The 23,141-nt window shown below is 45.6% G+C and carries 20 protein-coding genes and 2 pseudogenes; 21 read left to right on the top strand and 1 reads right to left on the bottom strand.

Going from position 1 to position 23,141, the window contains the following annotated elements; translation table 11 throughout:
• Window positions 1–44 precede the first annotated feature (44 nt).
• The gene (locus NSQ09_RS03950; protein WP_003227446.1) at window positions 45–416 is read left to right on the top strand and encodes a DUF423 domain-containing protein; all 372 of its coding nucleotides are present in this window, start codon (window positions 45–47) and stop codon (window positions 414–416) included.
• A gap of 43 nt (window positions 417–459) precedes the next feature.
• Here the strand turns inward: NSQ09_RS03950 and gerQ are convergent, their stop codons facing one another.
• Complete coding sequence (gene gerQ, locus NSQ09_RS03945) at window positions 460–1,005, bottom strand: spore coat protein GerQ (protein WP_003227448.1); 546 nt, start codon at window positions 1,003–1,005, stop codon at window positions 460–462.
• A gap of 319 nt (window positions 1,006–1,324) precedes the next feature.
• Between gerQ and spsA the strand changes: the two genes are divergently transcribed.
• The 20 genes and pseudogenes from spsA (at window position 1,325) to bacB (ending at window position 23,140) form a co-directional block, all read left to right on the top strand.
• Window positions 1,325–2,095 (top strand): spore coat dTDP-glycosyltransferase SpsA, encoded by a 771-nt coding sequence (gene spsA / locus NSQ09_RS03940; protein ID WP_015250957.1) that lies wholly within the window; start codon window positions 1,325–1,327, stop codon window positions 2,093–2,095.
• A 4-nt stretch (window positions 2,096–2,099) separates the two neighbouring features.
• A complete protein-coding gene (locus NSQ09_RS03935) occupies window positions 2,100–3,524 on the top strand; it encodes a CDP-glycerol glycerophosphotransferase family protein (protein WP_014481250.1) in 1,425 nt (474 codons plus the stop codon).
• A gap of 20 nt (window positions 3,525–3,544) precedes the next feature.
• Window positions 3,545–4,714 (top strand): DegT/DnrJ/EryC1/StrS family aminotransferase, encoded by a 1,170-nt coding sequence (locus NSQ09_RS03930; protein ID WP_341030583.1) that lies wholly within the window; start codon window positions 3,545–3,547, stop codon window positions 4,712–4,714.
• A complete protein-coding gene (locus NSQ09_RS03925) occupies window positions 4,715–5,584 on the top strand; it encodes a GNAT family N-acetyltransferase (protein ID WP_341030582.1) in 870 nt (289 codons plus the stop codon).
• Window positions 5,584–6,705: an N-acetylneuraminate synthase family protein gene (locus NSQ09_RS03920; protein ID WP_341030581.1), complete on the top strand. Its 1,122-nt coding sequence runs from the start codon at window positions 5,584–5,586 to the stop codon at window positions 6,703–6,705. Before NSQ09_RS03925 ends, NSQ09_RS03920 begins: the two co-directional genes overlap by 1 nt.
• Entirely contained in the window at window positions 6,698–7,420 is a 723-nt protein-coding gene (locus NSQ09_RS03915) for a glycosyltransferase family protein (RefSeq protein WP_326228038.1), read from the top strand. The genes NSQ09_RS03920 and NSQ09_RS03915 overlap by 8 nt, the downstream gene beginning before the upstream one ends.
• 2 nt (window positions 7,421–7,422) lie before the next feature.
• Window positions 7,423–8,442, top strand: coding sequence for a PseG/SpsG family protein (locus tag NSQ09_RS03910; RefSeq protein ID WP_341030580.1), 1,020 nt, complete (start codon window positions 7,423–7,425; stop codon window positions 8,440–8,442).
• 24 nt (window positions 8,443–8,466) lie between these two features.
• A complete protein-coding gene (locus tag NSQ09_RS03905; RefSeq protein WP_014478328.1) occupies window positions 8,467–9,207 on the top strand; it encodes a sugar phosphate nucleotidyltransferase in 741 nt (246 codons plus the stop codon).
• Complete coding sequence (rfbB, locus tag NSQ09_RS03900) at window positions 9,207–10,154, top strand: dTDP-glucose 4,6-dehydratase (protein ID WP_072173258.1); 948 nt, start codon at window positions 9,207–9,209, stop codon at window positions 10,152–10,154. The genes NSQ09_RS03905 and rfbB overlap by 1 nt, the downstream gene beginning before the upstream one ends.
• 13 nt (window positions 10,155–10,167) lie before the next feature.
• On the top strand, window positions 10,168–11,019 hold the full coding sequence (rfbD, locus tag NSQ09_RS03895) for a dTDP-4-dehydrorhamnose reductase (protein WP_069837836.1): 852 nt from the start codon (window positions 10,168–10,170) through the stop codon (window positions 11,017–11,019).
• On the top strand, window positions 11,012–11,467 hold the full coding sequence (locus NSQ09_RS03890; RefSeq protein ID WP_014481242.1) for a dTDP-4-dehydrorhamnose 3,5-epimerase family protein: 456 nt from the start codon (window positions 11,012–11,014) through the stop codon (window positions 11,465–11,467). The genes rfbD and NSQ09_RS03890 overlap by 8 nt, the downstream gene beginning before the upstream one ends.
• 324 nt (window positions 11,468–11,791) lie before the next feature.
• A pseudogene (gene bslB, locus NSQ09_RS03885) lies at window positions 11,792–12,254 on the top strand (biofilm surface layer hydrophobin BslB).
• A gap of 177 nt (window positions 12,255–12,431) precedes the next feature.
• Window positions 12,432–13,706: a glutamate dehydrogenase gene (gene rocG / locus NSQ09_RS03880; RefSeq protein ID WP_152425637.1), complete on the top strand. Its 1,275-nt coding sequence runs from the start codon at window positions 12,432–12,434 to the stop codon at window positions 13,704–13,706.
• Between the two features lie 226 nt (window positions 13,707–13,932).
• Window positions 13,933–15,480: an L-glutamate gamma-semialdehyde dehydrogenase gene (gene pruA, locus NSQ09_RS03875; RefSeq protein ID WP_017696233.1), complete on the top strand. Its 1,548-nt coding sequence runs from the start codon at window positions 13,933–13,935 to the stop codon at window positions 15,478–15,480.
• A gap of 73 nt (window positions 15,481–15,553) precedes the next feature.
• Window positions 15,554–17,254 carry a M20 family metallopeptidase gene (locus NSQ09_RS03870; protein ID WP_017696234.1) on the top strand — a complete coding sequence of 567 codons (1,701 nt, stop codon included), beginning with the start codon at window positions 15,554–15,556 and terminating at the stop codon, window positions 17,252–17,254.
• Window positions 17,254–18,666: an amino acid permease gene (locus NSQ09_RS03865; RefSeq protein WP_015250969.1), complete on the top strand. Its 1,413-nt coding sequence runs from the start codon at window positions 17,254–17,256 to the stop codon at window positions 18,664–18,666. Before NSQ09_RS03870 ends, NSQ09_RS03865 begins: the two co-directional genes overlap by 1 nt.
• A 209-nt stretch (window positions 18,667–18,875) precedes the next feature.
• Window positions 18,876–20,114 (top strand): MFS transporter, encoded by a 1,239-nt coding sequence (locus NSQ09_RS03860; protein ID WP_341030579.1) that lies wholly within the window; start codon window positions 18,876–18,878, stop codon window positions 20,112–20,114.
• A gap of 147 nt (window positions 20,115–20,261) precedes the next feature.
• Window positions 20,262–21,614 carry an IS1182 family transposase gene (locus tag NSQ09_RS03855; protein WP_014478984.1) on the top strand — a complete coding sequence of 451 codons (1,353 nt, stop codon included), beginning with the start codon at window positions 20,262–20,264 and terminating at the stop codon, window positions 21,612–21,614.
• A gap of 227 nt (window positions 21,615–21,841) precedes the next feature.
• On the top strand, window positions 21,842–22,456 hold the full coding sequence (gene bacA / locus NSQ09_RS03850) for a prephenate decarboxylase (RefSeq protein WP_009968341.1): 615 nt from the start codon (window positions 21,842–21,844) through the stop codon (window positions 22,454–22,456).
• Window positions 22,446–23,140: pseudogene (bacB, locus tag NSQ09_RS03845) on the top strand (3-((4R)-4-hydroxycyclohexa-1,5-dien-1-yl)-2-oxopropanoate isomerase). Before bacA ends, bacB begins: the two are co-directional and overlap by 11 nt.
• Window position 23,141: the final 1 nt, after the last annotated feature.

The raw sequence follows: 23,141 nt of genomic DNA, 5'->3' as shown, positions 1-23,141 counted from the left end.
ATAAGATAAATGATATGAGTTTAACGAAAAGGCGGGAGAGATAGATGAAAGTTTTTATCATATTAGGGGCCATTAACGCCCTGCTTGCCGTGGGACTCGGAGCATTCGGCGCTCACGGATTAGAAGGGAAAATACCTGATAAGTATCTTCAGGTTTGGCACACAGGCGTGCAGTATCATATGTATCACGCCCTTGGGTTATTCGTTGTCGCGTTTCTGGCTGATAAATTATCCGGCATAGGCAGTGTCACGACAGCCGGCTGGCTGATGTTTGCGGGAATTGTGCTGTTTTCCGGAAGCTTATATATTCTAAGTGTGACGCAAATCTCCATTCTTGGAGCGATCACCCCGCTCGGCGGTGTGGCGTTTATTATTTCTTGGATTATGATCGTTGTCGCAGCCGTCAAATATCTATAAACAAAAAAGCCAATCCTCATCATATGAGTGATTGGCTTTTTTCTTATCTTGGCGAATAGGACGCCATGGAATATGGATACGTATAAGCAATTTCTTCATCAAATGTAATGTAATCGAGGTAGATTGTCAGGAGCAGGTAGCGTGTTCCTGATTTCGGGTCGCTGATAATAATGTGATCCCGGCCCGCAGCTTCGATGACGCCGCGAAAAATCTTCGAGCCCCATTCCTTGCTGTTTTCAAATGTCATATAAATGGTGGCCGTTTTTCCCCGATTCAGGCGCAAAATATTCTCGATGTAAGATTCCTCAACAGGCAGCATGCCGGGAACGCTTTGGCCCGGTCCTGACGGTGTAGGCCCCGATGGAATTTGAAAACCGCCGCCCTGCTGCTGGCCCGGGAATCCAAATCCCTGCTGTCCTTGTTGTCCTTGCTGTCCCTGCTGCATTGGCATCATTGGCTGCATCCCCATTGTCTGCATTTGTGAGCCTTGGCCTTGCTGCGGGTACGGGTTGGCGCCAAACTGAGGCTGATACCCCTGCATATTATCAAATGCCTGCATTTGCTGATATTGATTTTTTTTCGGTTTCATATCGTTCCTCCTTTTTATGAAAACCATTCAAAACATGTTCTGGATGTATAGGTGAACGCTCCGCGATGACTCACCTCCGATGGAAAACGATCTTAGTCGCTGGTGCGATTTTTATCTCTTTCACCTTATGAGGCTGATGCTTGGATTATGCTGAAAAAGAACAGCGGACCGATCAGATTTCGCTCTGGGCAGCCGCTGTTTTTCAGAGACATACACAAACTTTTCGCATATTGGTTTGTATCCCTAGCGCAACTTGAGCATAAGCAACATAAGATAACGATAGTTTCAGGTGTGAAGTTCCAAGAAGGAGGTGTAGGATTTGCCTAAAGTATCAGTCATTATGACGAGCTATAACAAAAGCGATTATGTGGCAAAGTCCATTTCTAGCATACTCTCACAAACGTTTTCAGATTTTGAATTGTTTATTATGGATGACAACTCCAATGAAGAGACGCTGAATGTAATCCGTCCTTTTTTGAATGATAACCGAGTGCGTTTTTATCAAAGCGATATATCTGGAGTGAAGGAAAGAACAGAAAAAACGAGATACGCGGCACTGATCAATCAGGCGATTGAGATGGCGGAGGGTGAATATATCACCTATGCGACGGATGACAACATCTATATGCCGGACCGCCTCCTGAAAATGGTGCGGGAGCTCGATACCCATCCTGAAAAGGCTGTGATTTACTCAGCCTCCAAAACCTATCATTTAAACGAGAATCGCGACATTGTAAAAGAAACTGTCAGGCCTGCCGCTCAAGTGACATGGAACGCACCGTGCGCAATTGATCATTGCTCGGTGATGCACAGGTATTCGGTGCTTGAGAAGGTAAAGGAGAAGTTTGGCTCCTATTGGGATGAAAGCCCGGCGTTTTACCGTATAGGAGATGCGCGGTTCTTTTGGAGAGTCAATCATTTTTATCCGTTTTACCCGCTGGATGAGGAGCTAGACCTGAATTATATTACCGACCAATCGATTCACTTTCAGCTGTTTGAATCAGAAAAAAATGAATTTGTCAGGAACCTTCCTCCGCAGCGAAATTGCCGAGAGCTGCGTGAATCATTAAAAAAGCTTGGAATGGGGTGAGAGCTTGTCGGCCTATTTAAGCAATTATTGGGTGCTGTACCGGAAGTACGTGGAGCTTTTTGACAAACTTCGCTACAAAGGGATTCCGCTTGGGCTTATCAGTAATTTTTATCAATACATCAGCCCTGAGCTGAGGGTGATGATGGAAGAAGAACCGGAATTATTCGGATCGGTGGATCAGCATATCGATGAGGGACAGATTCAGCCGTTTTTTGAAGAAAGAATCCAAAACATCGTTAAAACAAATGACAAACCTGTTAAAGGGAAAGTCATTTTGCACTTTGATTACCTGCGTTTTTCAAACGGAAATTACTATCAATTTGATCCTGAAAAAACGGCTGTTTTGGCCAGATGGAGTTTGCCGCATTATTGTGATCTGCCTGTAATTAGCAAGCGGGAGATAGCGGATTCATGCCAAAAAGGCGATTCGAAGCAGTATCTCGAAACAGCCTGTTCGCTTCTCGCCCCTTATGATGATCACCCGGCATTTGGTGATCAAGCGTTTCGCGACCGGCTTTTCAAAGATATTCCTTTATTTATAGAGGCCATTGATACAGTTGATGCGCTGTTTGAACAGGAAAAGATTTCAGCTGTTATTGTCGGAACGGCAGAAGACATTTATAGCAGGGTGCTCGCTCTCATGTGTCAAAGAAAAGGGGCCGTCAGCATTTGTCTTCAGCATGGCGCATTGATGGGAGATGAAGCCTTCATTCCTGTTTTTACAACCTATCAAGCTGTTTTTGGTGCGTATGAAGCAGAGTGGTTCATACGAAAAGGCTGTAAACCCGAGCAGATTCTCGTAACGGGACATCCCCGCTTCGATCAGATTTTTAACAGAACGCCTATGGATATGTCCATATTCTATCGAAAACTTGCTTTTCAGCCGACTAAAAAAATTGTGCTCATTGCCACTCAGCCCTTTTCAGAAGACTTTTATTCCGGTGTGCTGCAGGGGCTTTCTGATCAGAAGCAGCTGCAGATTATTATCAAACCCCACCCGTGGGAAATCGGAAAAAACAAGCTTGATCTGTATCACGAGGCGGCGAAAAAACATAAAGCATGCAGAGTCATCAAAAAGGAGCTGGAGCTTTATGATTTGCTGCCGTATGCTGATGCCGCAGTGACGCAGACCTCGACAGTCGGTCTTGAAGCCATGCTGTTTCAAAAGCCTGTGCTGATCGGAAAATCGTCCGGAAATCGCTCGTATCCGTATTATGAGTCTCTTGGCGATTTTATGTTTGACCAGCCGGATGAACTAGCGCACACCTTGGTTGAAGTTCTTCGAAGTCCCGACGTGCATCAAAAAGCAGAAGAGGCGCGCCTGGCATTCATAGCGGCTAATTATCCGGTGGCAGAATCAACAAATGCTTTATTTGCAGAACTGAAAGCCAAAACAGGGGTTGATTACAGGCGGGAAGATACTGAATAAAATGATAGGAGCGCAAAGAAATGGTGCAAAAGAGAAATCATTTTCTCCCTTACTCATTGCCGTTAATCGGTAAGGAAGAAATTCAGGAGGTTACAGAAACGCTTGAATCGGGATGGCTCTCTAAAGGCCCGAAGGTTCAGCAGTTTGAAAAAGAGTTTGCCGCGTTTGTCGGGGCGAAGCACGCCGTGGCGGTAAATTCATGTACCGCAGCTTTATTTTTGGCTTTGAAAGCAAAAGGGATCGGGCCCGGGGACGAGGTCATTACCTCTCCGCTTACGTTCAGCTCGACTGCCAATACGATTATTCATACGGGAGCGACGCCTGTGTTTGCGGATATTGACCAAAACACGCTCAATATTGACCCGGTAAAGCTTGAGGCGGCCGTCACATCGCGAACGAAAGCAGTTGTGCCCGTCCACTTTGGCGGGCAGTCCTGCGATATGGATGCAATATTGGCTATTGCCCAAAATCATGGTTTATTCGTGCTGGAGGATGCGGCACATGCGGTATATACGACTTATAAGCAAAGAATGATCGGTTCTATCGGGGATGCAACGGCATTCAGCTTTTACGCCACCAAAAACCTCGCGACAGGGGAAGGCGGCATGCTGACGACTGATGATGAGGAGCTTGCCGATAAGATCCGGGTGCTAAGCCTTCACGGCATGAGTAAAGCCGCATGGAACCGTTATTCTTCAAATGGCAGCTGGTACTATGAAGTCGAATCGCCCGGCTATAAGATGAATATGTTTGATTTGCAGGCGGCCCTCGGACTTCATCAGCTGAAACGGCTGGATGATATGCAGAAACGGAGAGAAGAGATTGCCGGCCGCTATCAAACCGCTTTTCAGCAGATTCCTGGGCTGATCACGCCGTTTGTCCATGATGACGGCAGGCACGCCTGGCATCTATATGTTCTGCAAGTTGATGACAAAAAGGCCGGGGTTACGCGCAGCGAAATGATTACGGCTTTAAAGGATGAATACAATATCGGCACTAGCGTTCATTTTATTCCAGTACACATTCATCCATATTATCAAAAGCAATTTGGATATAAGGAAGCGGACTTTCCGAATGCCATGAATTACTATAAACGAACCCTTTCTCTCCCGCTCTATCCATCAATGTCTGACGACGATGTAGATGATGTCATTGAAGCTGTGCGGGATATCGTAAAAGGGGCTGATTAAGTGTATACGGTAAAAGAAAATGTTTCCAAAGAGGCGATTGAGGAATTTCTCCAAAGCAGAAAGCTTACACTGGATGTTCCGTATCAATTTTCCCTCGGCCTTTTTGAAAACAGCAGGCTCCAAGGCGTATTGCTTTACGAAGATTCTTTGTGGGAAAGCAAGGTGCTTCAGAAGAAAGTCATGAACGTCAAACTTCTTGCCGCAAATAGTACCGGGCAGCTAAAGAGGCTGTTTGAAGCTTTTTATACTGTACGCCAAATGGATGAAACGGATTTTATCTTTGTCCGCGTTCCGGCTGAAGATATCGGAGCCGCGCATGTGATACAGCAGCAGCCATCCTCTTACTTTGTCGGGAGTTTGCTGAAGCTGGCGATGCCTCCGTCTTTTTATGACAAAACACCGCCATTTTTTGAACTGGGCCCGCCTGAGCCCGGAGACACAGAAGCGATATGTGAGCTGGCCCGAGACTCGTTTACAAAAAGCAGATATTTTCAGGATCCTCATCTCAGCCGCGATGCAGCAAACAAAATATTTCAGGAGTGGACACGAAACAATCTGAATGGAAGGGCGGCGGTCAATATTGTCGCTAAACACAATGGCGAGGTCATCGGCTATCTTCAGGGCTTATCAAGAGATGATGAATGCATTCTCGATTTGATGGCTGTAAAGCCGGGATTTGAAGGAAAACGTATTGCATTTCATTTATTGGCGAATCTCATAGAACAACCGGAGATCCAGAAGCATAGAACGGTAACAGCGGGGACGCAGCTTCACAATGTAAGGGCGATCCGCCTTTATGAACGAATGGGCTTCACCGCTGAACAATCGTATTACTATTATCATATTTGGCCGGGAAAGGAGGCTAAATAATGGCAGCGTTTCAGATCGCGAATAAAACTGTAGGCAAAGACGCTCCTGTTTTTATTATTGCTGAGGCGGGGATTAATCATGACGGGAAGCTTGATCAGGCTTTTGCGCTGATAGACGCCGCGGCGGAAGCGGGAGCGGATGCCGTGAAATTTCAAATGTTCCAAGCTGATAGGATGTACCAGAAAGATCCTGGTTTGTACAAGACGGCAGCGGGCAAGGACGTCTCTATTTTTTCTTTGGTTCAATCTATGGAAATGCCTGCTGAGTGGATTTTACCGCTATTGGATTACTGCCGCGAAAAGCAGGTGATCTTTTTAAGTACGGTATGTGACGAGGGGTCAGCTGATCTGCTTCAGTCTACCTCGCCGAGCGCTTTTAAAATCGCATCCTATGAAATTAACCATCTCCCGCTGCTCAAATATGTCGCCCGGCTGAACAGGCCGATGATTTTCTCGACAGCCGGAGCTGAAATCTCTGATGTTCACGAAGCTTGGCGCACCATCAGGGCAGAGGGAAACAATCAAATTGCCATAATGCATTGTGTGGCGAAATACCCTGCACCGCCGGAGTACAGCAACCTCAGCGTCATTCCGATGCTTGCCGCCGCTTTTCCTGAGGCGGTAATCGGCTTCTCCGATCATAGCGAGCATCCGACAGAAGCGCCGTGTGCCGCGGTTCGGCTCGGAGCAAAACTGATAGAAAAGCATTTTACGATCGATAAAAATCTGCCGGGTGCCGACCACTCGTTTGCATTAAATCCGGATCAATTGAAAGAAATGGTCGATGGCATCAGGAAAACGGAAGCTGAGCTGAAACAGGGGATCACAAAGCCGGTCTCTGAAAAACTGCTTGGCAGTTCATACAAAACAACAACCGCCATCGAAGGAGAAATCAGAAACTTTGCATACAGAGGCATTTTTACAACAGCTCCGATTCAAAAAGGTGAAGCCTTTAGTGAAGACAATATCGCAGTGCTTCGGCCCGGACAAAAGCCGCAGGGGCTGCACCCGAGATTTTTTGAACTGCTAACCAGCGGTGTTCGGGCTGTAAGAGACATTCCGGCCGACACAGGCATTGTCTGGGATGACATTTTAATGAAGGACAGCCCGTTTCATGAATGATATTCTCTATATCATTCAAGCGAGAATGGGTTCAACAAGGCTTCCGGGAAAAGTGCTTCGGCCGCTCGGATCGAGTCGTTTACTTGACATTCTCGTTCACCGTGTCCGGCAAAGCGCGTTTTACCAGAAGGATCGGGATAATCTTGTCATCGCCACGTCTGACAAAGAAAATGACGACATATTAGAAGCGCACTGTATCAAACAAGGCTTTCGTGTTTTCCGCGGGAGCGAAGAACGTGTCCTCGATAGGTTTGTGAAGGTCATAGAAGCTGTTAAACCGTCAGTCATCATCCGGTTAACGGGTGATAATCCGTTTGTCGATCCGGAGCTGCTCGATGTAATGATTAAGGCGCATTTTGATCAAGGCTCGGATTATACGTATATCCTGAATGCCCCATTAGGGATTTGCGGCGAAGTGGTCAACGCCAACCTGTTAATTGACATCAGCCGTATTCAGGATTTGGAGGATCAATATCAGGAGCATGTCACGTTATATATAAGGAATCATCCAGCTCTTTATCGTGTGCAGTTTTTAGAGGCGCCTGAACGATTTCGCGCCCCTCAATATCGGCTGACCATTGATACAAAGGAAGACTATGAATCGATAAAGGCTCTCTATCAAAAAGCAGGCGAGCGCCCCGATGTATCCGCCTCAGAGCTCATCACCCTTCTGAACCGGAATCCCGATGCGGCAATCGAACGAGAGGCTGACTAGCCATGCATGTTGGGATCTTCGCAGACGGCGGCTATGAAAAGGGAATGGGCCATGTTGTCCGGATGAAGAGACTTGCGGAGGGGCTCAAACAGCGATGCTTGATTACGTTTTATACGAATCAGGAGTCTGAAGCGTTTCTTCATGAAGAGCATTGGCGTGTCATCGTAAAGCCGGAGCTGCAGCAGCACGAATTTATTCTCCGGGAAATAAAAAGCAAGAAGCTTGATTTGCTTTTGTTTGATATTCTAGGCGCGCCTGCAGAGCTGTTAAAGAAAATAAAGACGGAGACAGATGCGAAAATTGTTCTTTTTGAAGAGAAAAACGGTAAATCAATTCAATATAGTGACGCAGTCATTAACGGAATTTACGGTGACATCAGAAGCAAGGTGTACGTTCAGGGAAACACACGCATCTATGAAGGTCCGGACTATCTTATTCTTCACCCCGCCTTTCAGGCCGCAAGAGAGGATTACACACTTAAGAAAGACTGCCGCAATATCCTTGTTGCATTAGGAGGAAGTGATCCGAAGCAGCTTATTTTTAAAGTGCTGGCTGCCGCTGATCAAGTCCCCGACATAAAAGACAAAAACATAATGTTTGTGATGGGGAGCGCTTCACCGCATCAAGAGGCAGTCCGAAAGCGGATCGAAAAGAAGCCGCAGTACAAGATGATCGAACAGACAAATGATATGGCAGGTTTGATGAAACAAGCGGACGCAGCCATTGTCGCCGGCGGCATCTCTCTATATGAAGCCATTTGCATCGGCGTGCCGTGCCTTGTTCTTTCTCAGGTTGAGCATCAAACGGCAACAGCAAAAACATTTGCTGGCCAAGGCGCCGCTCTTGATCTTGGATTGGGTGAGCTTGTACCGGATGAAACACTCATCTATCAGATGTCACGCATTATGAGCAGCTATCCTCTTCGCCTTTCTTTGCACAAGGGAGGAAGGCCGCTCGTGGATGGCAAAGGCATTATACGGGTAACAGCTATTCTTCAAGATTTATATGAACAAGAGATATAAAAATGCATGTAAGGAAGTGTTAATGTGAAAGGTGTTATTTTAGCCGGAGGAAACGGCTCACGCCTTATGCCCTTAACGAAAGCCGTCAACAAGCATTTGCTTCCTGTAGGCCCGTATCCGATGATATACTGGTCGATTATGAAGCTGGAGGAAGCCGGAATAAAAGACATTTTACTCATCAGCCAAAAGGAGCATATGCCGCAATTTTACAAACTGCTTGGGAACGGGGAAGAGCTTGGCGTTACTATCACTTATCAAGTACAGCCGGCAGCATCGGGCATTTCGGATGGGCTGTCTTATGCAAAGCGCTTTACGAAAAAAGAGTCTTTCATTTTATTATTAGGTGATAATATATTTGAAGATTCATTAAAGCCTTATACAGAACGCTTTGAACAGCAGGGGAAAGGAGCAAAAGTGCTTCTGAAAGAAGTTGATGACCCGGAACGTTTCGGGATTGCTGAGATTGATGAGAAAAACAAGCGGATTCGTTCCATCATCGAAAAGCCCGAACAGCCACCGACCAACCTTTGTGTTACCGGCATTTATATGTATGATGCAGAGGTGTTTTCGTATATTGAACAAATATCACCATCAAAGCGCGGCGAGCTGGAAATCACCGATGTGAATAATCTATACATCGAAAACAGCCAGCTTACGTATGATGTGTTATCAGGCTGGTGGGTAGATGCCGGAACTCACGAATCGCTTTATCTCGCTTCCCAGCTTGTACACCAGGCTTTACGGAAAGGACAGGACGAAAAGTGATGGCAAAATCATATTTAATTACAGGCGGTGCCGGCTTCATCGGGCTCACGTTTACAAAGCTCATGCTGAGGGAAACGGATGCGCGCATTACCGTTTTAGATAAACTGACGTACGCCAGCCACCCGGAGGAAATGGAAAAATTAAAACAAAACAGCCGTTTTCGCTTTGTAAAAGGGGACATCAGCGTTCAGGAGGATATCGACCGCGCGTTTGATGAGACCTACGATGGCGTCATTCACTTCGCAGCAGAATCGCATGTGGACAGAAGCATTTCCCAAGCAGAGCCGTTTATCACCACAAATGTCATGGGGACATACCGATTGGCGGAAGCGGTCTTGAAAGGAAAAGCCAAGAAGCTGATTCATATTTCAACAGATGAGGTGTACGGGGATTTAAAAGCGGATGATCCCGCGTTTACAGAAACGACGCCGCTTTCTCCTAATAACCCATACTCAGCCAGCAAAGCAAGCTCAGATTTGCTCGTGTTGTCTTATGTGAAAACCCACAAGCTTCCGGCCATCATTACACGATGCAGCAACAATTACGGACCTTATCAGCACAGCGAAAAAATGATTCCGACGATTATCCGTCATGCGAAGCAGGGCCTGCCTGTTCCGCTGTATGGCGATGGACTCCAGATCCGAGACTGGCTGTTTGCGGAGGATCATTGCCGCGCAATCAAACTGATTTTAGAAAAAGGAACCGACGGCGAGGTGTATAACATCGGCGGCGGAAATGAACGCACGAATAAAGAGCTGGCGAGTGCCATTTTGAAGCATCTGGGCTGTGAGGAATTGTTCGCCCACGTGGAAGACCGAAAAGGGCATGACCGGCGCTATGCGATCAATGCATCAAAGCTGAAAAACGAACTGGGCTGGCGGCAGGAAGTGACGTTTGAAGAAGGCATTGCGCGTACGATTCAGTGGTATACAGACAATGACCGATGAGAAGGTGATCTGATTGACAAAGGTATTGGTGACTGGGGCGGGAGGACAGCTTGGCTTGGAACTATGCCGCCAGCTGAAGCAAGCCGGATATGAGGTCATTGCGTTAACAAAGAAGCTGATGAACATTGCTGACCAGCGCTCAGTACGGCATTCGTTTGGCCATTATCAGCCGGATATCGTGGTCAATAGCGCCGCGTTTACGTCGGTTGATCAATGCGAGGAAGAGCTTGATAAAGCGTACTTGATTAACGGAATCGGCGCTTATTATACAGCGCTTGAGTCAACCCGCATCGGAGCTCAATATGTTCATATCAGCACGGACTATGTATTCAATGGGAAAGGAACCCAGCCATATAGGGAAGACGATCCCCTCGATCCGAAAACCATTTATGGCAAAAGCAAAAGGCTCGGAGAAGAACTGATACGATTAACGACAAAAGACAGCACGATCATCAGAACATCGTGGGTGTACGGACATGGCGGCAGTAATTTCGTTGAAACCATGCTGAAGCTTGCTGAAACGAAACAAGAGCTTCGGGTTGTCAGCGATCAAATTGGTTCGCCGACTTATACGAAGGATTTAGCAGAAGCGGTCATCAAGCTGTTCAGCCATCCGCCGGGCATCTATCATGTCAGCAATTCAGGCATATGCAGCTGGTATGAGTTTGCGACGGCAATTATGGAGGAAAGCGGGCTGGAAACAGCCATTTTGCCTGTAACGACAGAGGAATACGGGAACAAAACGCCCCGCCCGGCATACTCTGTGCTGAGCCATCGGGCTATTGAAGAAGCCGGCATCCGCCCCCGCCACTGGCGGGAAGCGTTACGAGAGTATTTGCAGGAAAGGAGCAGTGCGTGTGATTGATGGAGTCAAGGTGAAAAAATTGATGAAGCATAGCGATGACAGAGGCTTTTTTGCTGAGCTGGTCCGGGACGATGAGAATCTCCTTGAGCATTTTGGGCAGGCCTCTTGGTCGAAAAGCTATCCGGGTGTGATTAAGGCATTTCATTATCATGAGAAGCAGGATGATCTCTGGTTCTTCCCAACCGGCCACGCTCAGGTTGTCCTATACGATCTTCGAGAGGATTCAAAGACAAAAGGAGAAACGGACGTCTATTATATGGGCGAAGACAACCCGATGCTGTTATTAATCCCAAAAGGGGTGGCTCACGGATATAGAGTGCTGGGAGAGACGCCGCTGACAATTATCTATTTTACCACCATGTCGTATAACCCGGATCAGCCTGATGAAAAAAGAATTCCGTGGAATGATGAGACGATCGGTTTTAACTGGAACACTGAATTCAGATAAAAATAGGAACGTGATCAATCGAAGAGCAGAGGCATCTTCGACTTTTTTTGCACTTTTTTAAAATAGGATAAAAGATAGAAAGTGTCGGGCAGATGTTACTAGAAAAAGAGAGAGAAATCGTCCATTTGAACCTTGTATAAACAGGAAGGAATTCTCATTGAATTCCAAGTGTTAATATTCCTTTGAAAAACATTTACTTACATGGAAAATGATGGTAGATTAATTTTTAAGAAAAAGAACTGGTAATTCGCGAATTATGAAAAAGCGCTTTTTCTGCAGAGGACGCTCTGGCCAAATTTCAACAATCAATTAGGGGGAAATGTCATGCTAAAAAGAACTTCATTCGTATCTTCATTATTCATCAGTTCAGCTGTTTTACTATCAATCTTACTTCCTTCGGGCCAAGCTCATGCACAGTCCATCAATCGAGGCAATAACAGTTAACAGCACGAAAGAGTGGACCACTTCTGATATTGAAGTGACATATAAACCAAATGCGGTGCTTTCTCTTGGAGCGGTAGAATTTCAATTTCCTGACGGGTTTCATGCTACGACAAGAGATTCAGTGAATGGAAGAACACTGAAAGAAACACAGATTTTAAACGATGGAAAAACAGTCAGACTCCCGCTTACGCTTGATTTGTTAGGCGCATCCGAATTTGACCTCGTCATGGTGCGCAAAACTCTTCCTCGCGCAGGCACTTACACGATTAAAGGCGATGTAGTAAACGGTTTGGGAATCGGCAGTTTTTATGCTGAAACGCAGCTGGTGATTGATCCCCGTTAATCGATAGATTTGTAGTCAGAGACTGAGATGTTTTCAGTCTCTTTTTTTGTGGATTCAAAAGCTGGTACGGATCTTGCATGATGATAAGGGTGAATTCAATGCAGAAAGGAATTGGCGGGCTGATTTTTAAAAGCGCTTACATTACAGCCGGCCAAAAAAACAATGAGGTGAAAAAAGATGTCAGCAAAGCAAGTCTCGAAAGATGAAGAAAAAGAAGCTCTTAACTTATTTCTGTCTACCCAAACAATCATTAAGGAAGCCCTTCGGAAGCTGGGTTATCCGGGAGATATGTATGAACTCATGAAAGAGCCGCAGAGAATGCTCACTGTCCGCATTCCGGTCAAAATGGACAATGGGAGCGTCAAAGTGTTCACAGGCTACCGGTCACAGCACAATGATGCTGTCGGTCCGACAAAGGGGGGCGTTCGCTTCCATCCAGAAGTTAATGAAGAGGAAGTAAAGGCATTATCCATTTGGATGACGCTCAAATGCGGGATTGCCAATCTTCCTTACTGCGGCGGGAAGGGCGGTATTATTTGTGATCCGCGGACAATGTCATTTGGAGAACTGGAAAGGCTGAGCAGGGGGTATGTCCGTGCCATCAGCCAGATCGTCGGTCCGACAAAGGATATTCCAGCTCCCGATGTGTACACCAATTCGCAGATTATGGCGTGGATGATGGATGAGTACAGCCGGCTGCGGGAATTCGATTCTCCGGGCTTTATTACAGGTAAACCGCTTGTTTTGGGAGGATCGCAAGGACGGGAAACAGCGACGGCACAGGGCGTCACGATTTGTATTGAAGAGGCGGTGAAGAAAAAAGGGATCAAGCTGCAAAACGCGCGCATCATCATACAGGGCTTTGGAAACGCGGGTAGCTTCCTGGCCAAATTCATGCACGATGCGGGCGCGAAGGTGATCGGGATTTCTGATGCCAATGGCGGGCTCTACAACCCAGACGGCCTTGATATCCCTTATTTGCTCGATAAACGGGATAGCTTCGGTATGGTCACCAATTTATTTACTGACGTCATCACAAATGAGGAGCTGCTTGAAAAGGAATGCGATATTTTAGTGCCTGCCGCGATCTCCAATCAAATCACAGCCAAAAACGCACATAACATTCAGGCGTCAATCGTCGTTGAAGCGGCGAACGGCCCGACAACCATTGATGCCACTAAGATCCTGAATGAAAGAGGCGTGCTGCTTGTGCCGGATATCCTGGCGAGTGCCGGCGGCGTCACGGTTTCTTATTTTGAATGGGTGCAAAACAACCAAGGATATTATTGGTCGGAAGAAGAGGTTGCAGAAAAACTGAGAAGCGTCATGGTCAGCTCGTTCGAAACAATTTATCAAACAGCGGCAACACATAAAGTGGATATGCGTTTGGCGGCTTACATGACGGGCATCAGGAAATCGGCAGAAGCATCGCGTTTCCGCGGATGGGTGTAATTTGAGAAGCCTCCGCAAAATAATTTTGCATTTGTTTTTTGCGTAAAGAGCAAAAATCGCAAAATAAATTTGCGTTCAAGATCGGAAAAAGAGAAAGGTGATCACCTGTTAGACAAATTTCTGTTCGATTCAACAAGTTTTTTCAGCAAAAGACAAGAAAATGGCATGATTCTTGCATTTTTATTCATATGCGAAGATATATTTCATAACACGAGGGGGACTACATATGACAGTCACATACGCGCACGAACCATTTACCGATTTTACGGAAGCAAAGAATAAAACTGCATTTGGGGAGTCATTGGCCTTTGTAAACACTCAGCTCGGCAAGCATTATCCGCTTGTCATAAATGGAGAAAAAATTGAAACGGACCGCAAAATCATTTCCATTAACCCGGCAAATAAAGAAGAGATCATTGGGTACGCGTCTACAGCGGATCAAGAGCTTGCTGAAAAAGCGATGCAAGCCGCATTGCAGGCATTTGATTCCTGGAAAAAACAAAGACCTGAGCACCGCGCGAATATTCTCTTTAAGGCAGCGGCTATTTTGCGCAGAAGAAAGCATGAATTTTCAAGCTATCTTGTGAAGGAAGCGGGAAAACCGTGGAAGGAAGCAGATGCGGACACGGCTGAAGCGATAGACTTTTTAGAGTTCTACGCGCGCCAAATGTTAAAGCTCAAGGAAGGGGCTCCGGTGAAGAGCCGTGCTGGCGAGTTCAATCAATATCATTACGAAGCGCTTGGCGTGGGCATCGTCATTTCTCCATTTAATTTCCCGCTTGCGATTATGGCGGGAACAGCGGCGGCAGCGATTGTGACAGGAAATACGATTCTCTTAAAACCGGCTGACGCAGCCCCGGTAGTGGCAGCAAAATTTGTCGAGGTCATGGAGGAAGCGGGTCTGCCAAACGGCGTTCTGAATTACATTCCGGGAGATGGTGCGGAGATCGGTGATTTCTTAGTTGAGCATCCGAAGACACGGTTTGTCTCATTTACAGGTTCCCGTGCAGTCGGCTGCCGGATTTATGAGCGAGCCGCCCAAGTGCAGCCGGGCCAAAAATGGCTCAAACGGGTAATTGCTGAGATGGGCGGAAAAGACACAGTGCTTGTCGACAAGGACGCTGATCTTGACCTTGCTGCATCCTCTATCGTGTATTCAGCATTTGGATATTCAGGACAGAAGTGTTCTGCGGGCTCCCGCGCGGTCATTCATCAGGATGTTTATGATGAAGTGGTGGAAAAAGCTGTGGCGCTGACCAAAACGCTGACTGTCGGCAATCCAGAAGATCCTGATACGTATATGGGTCCCGTGATTCATGAAGCATCCTACAACAAAGTGATGAAATACATTGAAATCGGCAAATCTGAAGGCAAGCTATTGGCCGGCGGAGAAGGCGATGATTCAAAAGGCTACTTTATTCAGCCGACGATCTTTGCAGATGTTGATGAAAACGCCCGCTTGATGCAGGAAGAAATTTTTGGCCCGGTTGTTGCGATTTGCAAAGCGCGTGATTTCGATCATATGCTGGAGATTGCCAATAACACGGAATACGGATTAACAGGTGCGCTTCTGACGAAAAAACGTGCGCACATTGAACGGGCGCGCGAGGATTTCCATGTCGGAAACCTATATTTTAACAGAGGATGTACCGGAGCAATTGTCGGCTATCAGCCGTTCGGCGGTTTTAATATGTCAGGAACAGACTCAAAAGCAGGCGGTCCTGATTACTTAATTCTTCATATGCAAGCCAAAACAACGTCCGAAGCTTTTTGATTTGAGAGAAATAAAATCGTGCGATTCTTTAGCGGATCGCACGATTTCAACTTTTTGATCAGGAGGACAATTTATGCAGTATACAAAAATCAGTCACATGAATCCGGCTGAAAGAGTGGAGGCGCTGACAGCATCTCTGGTCAGCCTCAGCAGCGTGAACGGCACCGTTGGAGAAGGGACAAAAGCAGATTTCATCAAAGAAGTGATCACGAGCTATCCTTATTTTCAGGAAAACCCCAGTCATGTGTGGGAACAGGCCATTCCCAATGACCCATACAATCGCAAAAATATTTTTGCGTTTATTAAAGGACATGGAGAAAGCCGAAATACAGTCATTTACCATGCCCATCTGGATACAGTTGGAATTGAAGATTTCGGCCCTTTAAAGGATATCGCTTTTGATTGTGAGAAATTGGCCGAGTATTTCAGCCGCTATGAGTTCGATCAGGATGTTCAGCGGGATGCCAAATCAGGCGATTGGATGTTCGGAAGAGGATCTGTTGATATGCAAAGCGGCATCGCCGTGCATTTAGCCAATCTCCTGCATTTTTCGGAGAACCTTGAGACGTTGCCGGGAAATGTATTGTTTATGGCCAATCCCGATGAGGAGAGCCAGCATTCGGGCATTCTTGCCAGCATTTCAGAGCTGAACCGGCTAAAAAAAGAAAAACAGCTTCACTATTTGGCTGCTATTAATACGGATTTTATTACCCCGCTTTACGATGGTGATCAGACAAGATATATCTATACCGGAGCCGCGGGAAAACTGTTGCCTTGCTTTTACATTTACGGGCGTGAAGTCCATGTTGGCGATACACTGGCAGGAATTGACCCAAATTTCATTTCATCTGAAATCACAAGCCGTCTCCACAATAACATCCATCTGGCAGAAAAGGTTGAAGGGGAGTTGGTTCTGCCCCCATCCTGTTTGTATCAGCGTGATAACAAGGAATCCTATAATGTGCAAACGGCTGTCAGCACCAGCTTGTACTTCAATTGTTTTATTTATGAAAGAACAGCAAAAGAAATGATGGATTTGCTTATTGAAGTCACTGAGGAAGCATGCCGAGAGACAGAACAAAAATTATCAGATTATTATGAAGAATATGCAAAAAGAGCCAACCTGCCAAAGAAACATTTATCATGGGACATTCAAGTGTATAGCCTGGAGCAATACTTAGAAAAGCTGAGAAACCGGGGGATAGATCCCGAGCAGTGTATCGAGCAGACATTCAAAGCCAACGAGCACCTTGAACTTCGCATGAGATGCTTTCAGGCAATCGAAGAGCTTCAAAAGCTTGACCCCGATCAAGGCGCAAAAGTCATTCTATTTTACGCACCTCCTTACCTGCCGCATAACTATTTGAAAGAAGATAGCGCAAGAGATCAGCTTTTGCAGCATGTGATAAAAGAAGCGGCTGACAAAACCGCTGAATCGACAGGCGAAACATTTGTCTTCAAAAAGTTTTTCCCCTACTTGGCAGACGGCAGTTTTTTATCACTGCACGAAACCGATGGCGAAATTGATTCTTTTATCAGGAACTTCCCTGGGTGGAATATGATTGGGACCATTCCGTTCAAAGACATACGCAAGCTGAATATTCCATCCATTAATATGGGCGTGTACGGAAAAGACGGCCATAAATGGACAGAACGAGTCTATAAACCGTACACATTTCATGTATTGCCTCTCCTCATACAGCAAACCACCGTTCATCTTTTGCAAAGCTACCGGATGACCATCACGGCAAAAGAACCAAAGGGGGAAGGATGATGCAGAATCATAAAAATGAATTGCAGCGCAGCATGAAAAGCAGACATTTGTTTATGATTGCTTTGGGAGGGGTGATTGGCACTGGGCTGTTTCTAGGCTCTGGCTTTACCATTAGCCAGGCGGGACCGCTCGGCGCCATTGCCGCGTATATCATCGGCGGATTTTTAATGTATCTCGTCATGCTTTGTTTAGGAGAATTGGCTGTTGCCATGCCGGTGGCCGGATCGTTTCAGGCCTACGCCACTAAATTTCTGGGACCGTCGACAGGCTTTATGATTGGCTGGCTGTATTGGTTCAGCTGGGCGAATACAGTGGGGTTAGAGCTGACGTCAGCAGGCATTTTGATGCAAAGGTGGCTGCCCTCCGTTCCAATCTGGATATGGTGCCTCGTGTTCGGCATCGTTATCTTTTTGATTAATGCGCTCTCTGTCAGAAGCTTTGCGGAAATGGAATTTTGGTTTTCAAGCATCAAAGTGGCGGCGATCATTTTATTTATTGTGATTGGCGGAGCCGCTGTGTTTGGTTTGATTGACTTTAAAGGCGGACAGGAGACACCCTTTTTGTCTAACTTTATGACTGATAGAGGACTTTTCCCTAATGGGGTGCTGGCCGTTATGTTTACGCTGGTCATGGTGAACTTCTCGTTCCAGGGAACGGAGCTTGTCGGCATTGCGGCAGGGGAAAGTGAAAGCCCGGAAAAAACACTGCCAAAGTCCATTCGAAATGTCATTTGGCGCACGCTGTTTTTCTTTGTGCTCGCTATGTTCGTCTTGGTTGCCATCCTTCCGTACAAAACGGCGGGGGTGATTGAAAGCCCGTTTGTAGCGGTACTCGATCAAATCGGCATCCCATTTTCGGCAGATATCATGAACTTTGTCATCTTAACAGCCATTTTATCTGTTGCTAATTCGGGGTTGTATGCGGCGTCGCGTATGATGTGGTCACTTTCATCAAATCAAATGGGTCCATCCTTTCTCACCAGACTGACAAAAAAAGGCGTGCCGATGAATGCCCTGCTGATTACGCTAGGCATTTCAGGCTGTTCGCTGCTGACAAGTGTCATGGCCGCAGAAACAGTGTATTTATGGTGTATCTCAATCTCGGGCATGGTGACAGTTGTCGCGTGGATGTCCATTTGTGCGTCGCAATTTTTCTTTCGCAGACGTTTCCTTGCCGAAGGCGGAAATGTGAATGATCTGGAGTTCAGAACGCCGCTTTATCCGCTAGTCCCGATTCTCGGATTTTGTTTATATGGCTGCGTGTTGATCAGCCTTATTTTCATTCCGGATCAAAGAATTGGCTTGTACTGCGGTGTGCCGATCATTATTTTCTGCTATGCATACTATCATCTAAGCATCAAAAAGCGTATAAATCATGAACCGATTGAAAAAAAGCAGACAGAGGCGCAATAGAAAAAGCTCTCCGGGAGGCCGGAGAGCTTTTTTTACGCGTTACACCCTCGTGTATTTTCAGAATGAAATATAGAAATATATAATGGGATTTAAATGAAAATAATAAAACTAATAAATATTTCGTTCGAATTGTAAATAGTGAAAAAACAATGCTAAACTATAATACAACTTTATGATAAGAAGATTATGGAAGAGGTGTTTGAGAAAGAATGAACAGCAATCAAAACAATGGCATCAAAACAAAACATCATTTTCCGTTATTGTTGGCACTGGCTTTAACGATGGGGGTATTTGCGGCCGGATCTGAAGAGCTTGTGATCTCACCGCTGCTGCCGGATTTAGCAAAAGCCTTCAGCTCAGATGTCAGTGTCCTTGCATTATCTATCAGTATTTACGGCGTTATGATTTTTATCGGTGCGCCGCTTTTGGTTCCATTAGGCGATAAATACTCCAGAGAACTAAGCTTATTGGCCGGGCTTATGATTTTTATCATAGGAACGGTGATATGCGCTTTGGCTCAAAATATTTTTTTCTTCTTTTTAGGCCGGGCGCTTTCGGGATTAGCTGCGGGAGCGTTTGTTCCGACCGCTTACGCAGTTGTCGGTGATCGTGTTCCTTATACATACCGGGGCAAGGTGATGGGACTGATCGTTTCAAGCTGGTCGCTGGCGCTGATTTTCGGAGTGCCGCTCGGATCATTTATCGGCGGCGTCCTGCATTGGAGATGGACGTTTTGGATTTTCACCTTGATGGGCGTTTTAGTTGTCCTGCTGATTCTCCTTGAAATGCGCCGCCATGCCCAACATAAAAACAGCGGCAAGGAAGAAATAGAAGAGCCGGCAGGAACATTCCGGGATGCGCTAAAAGTCCCTCGTGTACCTGTTTATATCACGATAACCTTTTGTAATATGATTGGTTTTTACGGTATGTATTCCTTTTTAGGCACCTATCTTCAGGACGTTTTTACCGGAGGAAACACGGCTGCGGGCTTATTTATCATGATTTATGGAATCGGGTTTTCCATGAGTGTGATTACAGGAAAGATAGCCGACCGCATCGGAAAAAAGCGCTCCCTTTTGATTGCGCTGGGGGTCATCAGCGTTCTGCTGGCGTGTTTACCATATGCGCCGGCGTCTATGTTTCTGTTAATCGCCAGCCTATTTATTTGGGGATTAATGCAAAGTTTGACGGTGACGCTGCTCAGCACCATTTTGAGTGACTGCTCAGAGCGTCATCGCGGAAAAGTCATGGTGTTTTACAGCCTCGCCTCGAATCTGGCCGTGACATTAGGTTCTGCTTTAATGGGACCCGTATATGTAGCATACGGCTATGCAGCTGTCGGATTGATTTGCGCCGCCATCACAGTCCTCGGATTTGTGCTCAGTGTATTCGCATATAAAAAGTACGGCAAACTTGAGCAGAAGGCCGATCAGTCCTTATTTCAATAAACAAAGTTTCTAAATTCCTATAATTAAAAACCCTTTTTAAAGGGTTTCAGGCTGTCGAGAAAATCTCGACAGCCTTTATTTTTCCTTAAAATATCCATTCTTCTGTAATAAAATAAAAGAAAGACTTAAAAGGACGGTGTCTTTCTCATGTTCCACACAAGAAACTCTTCTCAAAACACAGCCGAATTTGTTCTGCTTGACCAACTCGTTGAAGAGGATCACCTGCTTCGGAAAATTGATAAACACATAGACTTCTCTTTCATCATTGAAAAGGTGAAACCTTACTACAGTGAAAACAAAGGCCGCCCCTCACTTGATCCGCTTATTTTATTTAAAATGATGTTTATCGGATACCTCTATGGTATCCGTTCAGAAAGACAGCTTGAAAAAGAAATTTACTACAATATGGCGTACAGATGGTTTCTCGGATTGAACATAAACGACCCGGTTCCACACCACTCCACCATCAGCTGGAACAGACGCACACGCTTTAAAGATACAACCATCTTCCAAGACATTTTTGATGAGATCGTTCTTCAGGCCATCAATCATGACATGGTGGGCGGACGAGTCCTATTCACCGACTCCACACACCTTAAAGCCAATGCCAACAAGCATAAATACACAAGAAAAACAATTGCGCAGGATACCCAAAACTATATCAAGGATTTAAATGAAGCCATTCAAGAGGATCGGGAGGAACACGGAAAAAAGCCATTAACAGCCAAAGAGGAGGTGAAAGCTGAAAAAGAGATCCGCCACAGTACAACCGATCCGGAAAGTGGCTATCTGTATCGTGAAAACAAACCAGAAGGTTTTTTCTATTTAGATCACCGCACAACAGATATGAAATACAACATTATCACCGATGCCTACGTCACACCTGGAAATGTCCATGATTCTGTGCCTTATCTTGACCGATTAGACCACCAAATCGCACGATTTGGTTTTCAAGTAGAAGCCGTCGCCCTTGATTCCGGATATTTAACGACTCCGATCTGTAAAGGATTATCTGACCGCCAAATCTTTGGTGTCATCGCACATAGACGTTATCACCCTATCCGAGGCTTGTTTCCAAAATGGAAATTTCATTATGACAGTGAACAAGACAGATACATTTGTCCAAATCACCAAACACTTACATACTCAACAACTGACCGAAAAGGCTACCGGTCATATAAATCAAATCCTGAAATATGTTCCTCATGCCCACTGCTTGAAAACTGTACAAAATCAAAGAATCGGCAGAAAGTGATTACTCGACATGTATGGGAAGATCATAAAGAAAAGGTCAGACAAAATCGCTTGTCTGTTTCAGGAAAAAACCTCTACAAAAAAAGAAAAGAAAAAATAGAGCGAAGCTTTGCAGATTCAAAACAGCTGCATGGGCTTCGCTATTGCAGGTTGAGGGGAAAACGAAATGTGAGTGAACAAGTTCTCCTCACAGCCGCATGCCAGAACATGAAGAAAATTGCCACATACCTAGCCAAGCAGGGCTAGGCATGTGGGAGCGCTTTTTCTGCATCTGAAACCTGATGAATATCTAAAGAAACTGTATAAAACAAAAAAGCTTGTAGAAAAAACGCGTTTTCTCTACAAGCTGAAACCCTTTTTAAAGGGTTTTTTTGTTTGTATGGGAATAATTATCAATATTTTCAAAAAACATTGATAGTTCAATTTCTGCTGGATAAAATTTACTTAAAATTTTAAAAGATTGGTTGGTGCTCATGATTATATTGGATAATAGCATTCAGACAAAAAAAAGAACTGATTCACTATCCAAACTCATTACAGTCAACACGCTCGGCCCTGAGGGGACAAGCAGTGAGTACGCAGCAAAGCATTTCATTTCCAATTTTACTCTTCTACAAGGGCTGAACAGTAAATTGTCCTTGCATGATACTTTTGAATCATGTATCGAAAGGACGCTCCAAAGCCCGCTGGAATATACCATCGTCCCACATGCTTACGATGGCATTAAGCATTTCTACATGAGGCCGGATTTGCAGCTATTGCAGATCTTCAGGTGCGATACACCGATGTACGGCCTGGCTGTTCGTCCTGATTTTGAATTCAGAGACGATATGCTTGATACATCTGTTATTGTTTCACATCCTTCACCTATTAATTTAATCAAATATTTTACCCGCAAAGATGTTCGTTTCAAACTAGTCAATTCAACCAGTCAAGCCGCAAGAAAAGTAAAAGAAGGTTTGTATGACATTGCCTTAACCAATGAGCTTGCACGGCAAAAGTACGGGCTAACCTTTGTAAAAACATTCAAAAGCATTCCAATGAGCTGGTCATTATTTGGAAAAGGAGACGTTGATGATGAAAACTAAAGAAGATATGCAGGAGCTTTATTTCCCGACACCGAAATTAATTGAATGGGAAAACGGAGTGAGGCAGTATTCAACCGTACGAGGGGATACTGAAGTATTAATGTCTTACGTCCCGCCGCATACCAATGTTGAACCCCATCAGCATAAGGAGGTCCAAATCGGCATGGTCGTTTCTGGCGAGCTGATGATGACTGTCGGAGATGTGACAAGAAAAATGACAGCCTTGGAATCTGCCTATATCGCGCCGCCGCATGTGCCTCACGGGGCAAGAAACGACACAGACCAAGAAGTGATTGCTATTGATATCAAGCGGCTGAAAGCTGATGAAACATATACAAGTCCTGAGGACTACTTTTTGGATATTTTCAAAACAAGAGACCTGCTGCCGGGCATGGAAGTCACGTTCTTTGTTGAGGATTGGGTAGAAATTATGCTTGCCAAAATCCCTGGAAATGGCGGAGAAATGCCTTTCCATAAACATCGGAATGAACAAATAGGCATCTGCATCGGCGGCGGCTATGACATGACGGTCGAAGGCTGCACAGTCGAGATGAAATTCGGCACAGCCTATTTCTGTGAGCCTCGCGAAGATCACGGTGCCATCAACCGTTCGAATCGATTAATATCTTCTTCCCGCCGCGCTACAACAGAGCAAAAGCAAAAAAAATGAAGGCGGATGAATGAT

Origin of the sequence: Bacillus sp. FSL W8-1202 (assembly GCF_038006165.1) — a bacterium.
Classification (GTDB): Bacteria; Bacillota; Bacilli; order Bacillales; family Bacillaceae; genus Bacillus; species Bacillus subtilis.
This window is presented reverse-complemented; position numbering and strand designations above follow the sequence as displayed.

Excerpts from the sequence above, each read along its gene's own strand:
- NSQ09_RS03865 (WP_015250969.1), top strand. The coding sequence starts at position 17,254 with ATGCAGAATCATAAAAATGAATTGCAGCGCAGCATGAAAAGCAGACAT.
- pruA (WP_017696233.1), top strand. The coding sequence starts at position 13,933 with ATGACAGTCACATACGCGCACGAACCATTTACCGATTTTACGGAAGCA.
- bacA (WP_009968341.1), top strand. The coding sequence starts at position 21,842 with ATGATTATATTGGATAATAGCATTCAGACAAAAAAAAGAACTGATTCA.
- rfbB (WP_072173258.1), top strand. The coding sequence starts at position 9,207 with ATGGCAAAATCATATTTAATTACAGGCGGTGCCGGCTTCATCGGGCTC.
- NSQ09_RS03920 (WP_341030581.1), top strand. The coding sequence starts at position 5,584 with ATGGCAGCGTTTCAGATCGCGAATAAAACTGTAGGCAAAGACGCTCCT.
- NSQ09_RS03950 (WP_003227446.1), top strand. The coding sequence starts at position 45 with ATGAAAGTTTTTATCATATTAGGGGCCATTAACGCCCTGCTTGCCGTG.
- NSQ09_RS03870 (WP_017696234.1), top strand. The coding sequence starts at position 15,554 with ATGCAGTATACAAAAATCAGTCACATGAATCCGGCTGAAAGAGTGGAG.
- NSQ09_RS03930 (WP_341030583.1), top strand. The coding sequence starts at position 3,545 with ATGGTGCAAAAGAGAAATCATTTTCTCCCTTACTCATTGCCGTTAATC.
- NSQ09_RS03915 (WP_326228038.1), top strand. The coding sequence starts at position 6,698 with ATGAATGATATTCTCTATATCATTCAAGCGAGAATGGGTTCAACAAGG.
- NSQ09_RS03855 (WP_014478984.1), top strand. The coding sequence starts at position 20,262 with ATGTTCCACACAAGAAACTCTTCTCAAAACACAGCCGAATTTGTTCTG.
- NSQ09_RS03860 (WP_341030579.1), top strand. The coding sequence starts at position 18,876 with ATGAACAGCAATCAAAACAATGGCATCAAAACAAAACATCATTTTCCG.
- gerQ (WP_003227448.1), bottom strand. The coding sequence starts at position 1,005 with ATGAAACCGAAAAAAAATCAATATCAGCAAATGCAGGCATTTGATAAT.
- NSQ09_RS03910 (WP_341030580.1), top strand. The coding sequence starts at position 7,423 with ATGCATGTTGGGATCTTCGCAGACGGCGGCTATGAAAAGGGAATGGGC.
- rocG (WP_152425637.1), top strand. The coding sequence starts at position 12,432 with ATGTCAGCAAAGCAAGTCTCGAAAGATGAAGAAAAAGAAGCTCTTAAC.